The 4,065-nt window shown below is 45.5% G+C and carries 3 protein-coding genes and 2 tRNA genes; 3 read left to right on the plus strand and 2 right to left on the minus strand.

The window, feature by feature from the left end:
* Both PGX78_RS06585 and PGX78_RS06590 read right to left on the minus strand, forming a co-directional pair.
* Positions 1 to 316 (minus strand): shikimate dehydrogenase family protein (locus PGX78_RS06585; RefSeq protein ID WP_442864806.1); only part of this gene is annotated, 316 nt, incomplete at its 3' end.
* 141 nt (positions 317 to 457) lie between these two features.
* Positions 458 to 2,464 carry an oxidoreductase gene (locus PGX78_RS06590; RefSeq protein WP_270446006.1) on the minus strand — a complete coding sequence of 669 codons (2,007 nt, stop codon included), beginning with the start codon at positions 2,462 to 2,464 and terminating at the stop codon, positions 458 to 460.
* A 346-nt stretch (positions 2,465 to 2,810) separates the two neighbouring features.
* Between PGX78_RS06590 and PGX78_RS06595 the strand changes: the two genes are divergently transcribed.
* The 3 genes from PGX78_RS06595 to PGX78_RS06605 all read left to right on the plus strand — a co-directional run bounded on the left by PGX78_RS06595 (position 2,811) and on the right by PGX78_RS06605 (position 4,031).
* A complete protein-coding gene (locus PGX78_RS06595; RefSeq protein ID WP_270446009.1) occupies positions 2,811 to 3,704 on the plus strand; it encodes a LysR family transcriptional regulator in 894 nt (297 codons plus the stop codon).
* 157 nt (positions 3,705 to 3,861) lie between these two features.
* Positions 3,862 to 3,937 (plus strand) — tRNA-Thr (locus tag PGX78_RS06600).
* A gap of 8 nt (positions 3,938 to 3,945) precedes the next feature.
* Positions 3,946 to 4,031: transfer RNA gene (locus PGX78_RS06605), tRNA-Tyr, on the plus strand.
* The last annotated feature ends 34 nt before the right edge of the window (positions 4,032 to 4,065 follow it).

A 4,065-nucleotide genomic window follows, 5' to 3' on the forward strand; every position in this document is an offset into this window, starting at 1 on the left:
CGTTATCGTTAACGACCGTGTTGCAGGCACCGACGATTTGAGAAACGGGGGAGAGTTTGTCCAAATACTGAGTAATAGGCCCTTTGTTCGGCATGGAGACGTTCCAGCCGCGAACCTTCATGGCACGTAAGCCCTTTACCGTATCTTCCAAGGTGCTGTTGTCTACTTCAAAGCAAACATAAACATAGTCAAGTCCCAACTTTTTAAAAGCTTCATTATGCATCGTCGGTGACATGCTGTGGCGAATGGGGTAAGCGATTAAACCGATTAATTCCGTATGTCCCGTAACGCGTTCCGTAATAGCTATTTTTCCCATAATAATACCTCCCGAAAAAATAATAGAATACTTATATATGTGTGAAAATTCACTTTGTACGGCAAAATAAACGCCGTTAAAGTCGATAATGCACAGGCCCGAGACGGCCCTTATAGGGCCGTTCCGGTCTGTTTGTGCGTCTTATAAATCAAAGCCGCCCATGGCATCAATGGTATTGATAATATTGCGACCCGATTCGGTGCCGTTCATAATCTGTCCCGTTTTGCGGCTGTTGCCGATATTATCAAAGGGAATGCCGTGTTCGCGGGCATAGGTTTCAAACGGGTTATCCTTAGGAATAGCCGGTACGAGTCCCATGCAGATGAAGCCGTAGTCGAAGGGATATTCCTGTGTTACGCCGTCTTTTGCAGCTACGAAGGAGTGGGGATTGACCTTTTGGAGAGCCGTACCCAAATGCATATTCACGGGGTGCTTGATCAAAAGTTCATGGAAGGTCGATTTGGAAACTACATCCAAGTCCTTGCCGAAAGCGGGCATCATTTCAATGACCGTAACATCGGCTTTGCGTAAGGTGAAAAATTCCATAACGTCCAGGCCGACGGCACCGGCACCGATGATAACAACTTTTTTGCCTTCCGCATTCTTTTCGTAGAAAGGAATGTTGGACATGAAGCCTTCAACGGAACGAATATCCGAACCTTCGGCATCTGTCAGTTCACGGAGTCCTTCGATAGGCGGTAACATGGGATCGGAACCGGTAGCACTGTAAAGAATATCCGGCTTCAATTCATCAAGCAGTTCTTTCGTTGCTTCCGTATTCAAACGAATTTCCAAATTCGGCAGAGCGGCAGCTCGTTTTTCCAAATAGGCCGGGAAATCTTCGATACGTGTCTTTTCGGGGAAGCGAGCAATACGGCGAGCCATACCGCCTACTTCATTGCGTTTTTCCAAAACCGTGACCGTGCAACCTACTTCGGCAGCTGTACAAGCGGTTTCCAGGCCGGCTGTACCGGCACCGATGACGACGACATGTAAGGGACGTGTCACTTTTTGACGCTTATAAACTTCACCGCCGATAACGGACGGGTTAATAGTACAACGCAGCGGTTTGGATTTGGCAATACGGTGATCGGCACAGCCGATATTACAGCTGATACACTTACGAATGCGATCCGTTTCGCCGAGGCGAGCTTTATTAGCCCAATCGGGATCGGCAATGAGGCCGCGGCCGATGGCGATAAAATCCGTTTTTCCCTGAGCGATGATGTCATCGGCGATCTGCGGATTGCGGATATTGCCGGACAGGATTACGGGCTTGCCGAACTTTTTCTTTACGCTTTCGGATAAGTAAGCTCTCCACGCATCGGGTAAATCACATTTATCGATTTGGTATTGAATAGAGTCGTTTACGGCTGCCGATACGTTGATAATATCCACTTCCGGAACGATGTATTCAAGAAGTTGCAAGGTGTCTTCCAAGGTGTTGCCGCCTTCAATAAATTCGTCAGCGGAAATACGGAAGGAAATGGGAACCCATTTACCTACGCGGGCACGAACGGCCTCTACGACAAGACGGGCAAAGCGGGCTCTGTTTTCATACGATCCGCCGAATTCATCTGTACGCTTGTTGTACAAGGGAGAAAGGAACTGATCGAGCAGATACGAGTGACCGCCGTGGATTTCGACCATGTCGAAACCGGCACCGATAGCACGTTCTGCCGCATCGGCGTATTTCTGAACGATATTCAGGATTTCCTGCTTTGTTAACGGACGAGGAGCCGGGTTGCCTTCTTTAGAAGGTACGGACGAAGACGAAACGGACTGTAAGCCGCCGAGACGTTCGGGGTAAGCCGAAGCACCTGCGTGGTTTAACTGGATGGAAGCGAGGGCTCCGTATTTATGAATGCGTTCGGTCAATTCGAAAAGACCGGGCATAAACTGTTTCCCGTCGATACGCAACTGTTTTGTACCGTTCGTAGCAAGGGGAAAGTCGATACAGGCGTTTTCTACCGTAATCAGGGCCGTGCCGCCACGAGCCCGCAGGCCGTAGTAATCTTTCATTTCTTCCGATACTTCACCGGAGTAGGTAGCGTAGTTTGAGCCCATCGGCGGCATAACGACACGATTTCTGAAGGTTGTGCGTTTTACCGTGAAGGGTTCAAAAATATGAGGAAAATGCTTGCTCATATGATGTGAACCTCCTTACAGTCCGAAAAATAAAAGTGAAAAACAGAACAAATCGTTCTTTTCGTGATTATTATACGAGTCAGAAAGATTAACAACAATGCTTTTATTTCTTGTGATTTCGTTCAAAAAAACTATTAATTATGATATGATAAACGCATAGTTTATTTCAAAAAGCGACGAAAAATGTATGGAGTTCATAGCTTTATAAAATATAAATATAGCAAGTACCCAATCTATGCCTTTGCAGAAAAACTGATTATGTCATTTATTCGAGAAAATTAATAGTTTATTAAACGGTATTAATAGATAAATACTATTGATTTATTTGTAAATGAGGGGCGATACGATGAATTTAAAACAACTTGAGTATTTTTCGGTCTTAGCGGAAACAGAACATTACCGAAGGGCAGCTGAACTTCTCTATATTACGGAACCCAGCTTAAATCGTGCCATTCGAGATATGGAAAAAGAAATGGGCGTTCGGCTTTTTGAAAAAAAAGGGCGCAATATTTTCCTGACCAAGTACGGGAAGATGTTTTATCCCTATGTGACTAAATCGCTGGAAGAGTTGAATCGAGGCCTTCAGGTCATGAAAGCCTATACTCGTCCCGACAAGGGAACGATTAATCTCGGCTTTGTTTATACTATGGGATATACGATGGTTCCCGATATGATTACAAGCTTTCATGGCATGGAAGGTAATAAAGATATAGAGTTTAACTTTACACAAGGAACGACGCGTGAATTGATAAAGAGTTTAAAAGATGAACAGACGGATATGATTTTTTGCTCTTCTGTAGCCGATGAACCGGAAATTATGTTTTATCCCATTGCGGAAGAACGCCTTGTGGTAGTTGTACCGGAAAATCATGTCCTGGCAAAAAGGGCGTCCGTGTCGTTAAAGGAAATAGAGCCGTATCCTTTTATTCACTTTCATGCAGGAAGCGGCATGCATGCGACGGTAGAGACTCTGTTGGAACGGGCCGATGCTCATCCGCATGTAGTCTGCCATATAGAAGAAGACAATGCCATGGCGGGTTTTGTGGCGGCAGGCTACGGATTAGCCATTATGCCGGATTTTTATTTACTAAAGCACTATGCGGTTGAACGAATTCCTATTGCCGACAAGACGGATCGTCGCTACCTGTACATGGCTGTTCATAAGCAGCATCCTATGCTTCCCGTTGTTGAACGATTTCGAAATTTCGTACTCGTGCAAGGACAACGTGAAACTATATAAAAGTATGCATATAATGGAATATAAAAAAGAATAAGAGGTGAGGTGACGGGCTCCGGTCGCCTTGAGGAAGACGGCAGGGAAGGTGATATGAAATGTTATGGAATATGTTGACAGATAAAAAAATATTGGCTATAATTGATTATGTTCTGTGAGAGATGCCGACATAGCTCAGTTGGTAGAGCAACTGACTTGTAATCAGTAGGTCGTAGGTTCGAATCCTATTGTCGGCTCCAGAATTTGTGGTGGGATTCCCGAGTGGCTAAAGGGAGCAGACTGTAAATCTGCCGGCGTCCGCCTTCGAAGGTTCGAATCCTTCTCCCACCACCATTATCGTCGCGGGGTGGAGCAGTTGGTAGCTCGT

The organism is Megasphaera sp. AF13-6AC (genome assembly GCF_027685385.1).
In the GTDB taxonomy this organism is placed as follows: domain Bacteria; phylum Bacillota; class Negativicutes; order Veillonellales; family Megasphaeraceae; genus Megasphaera; species Megasphaera micronuciformis.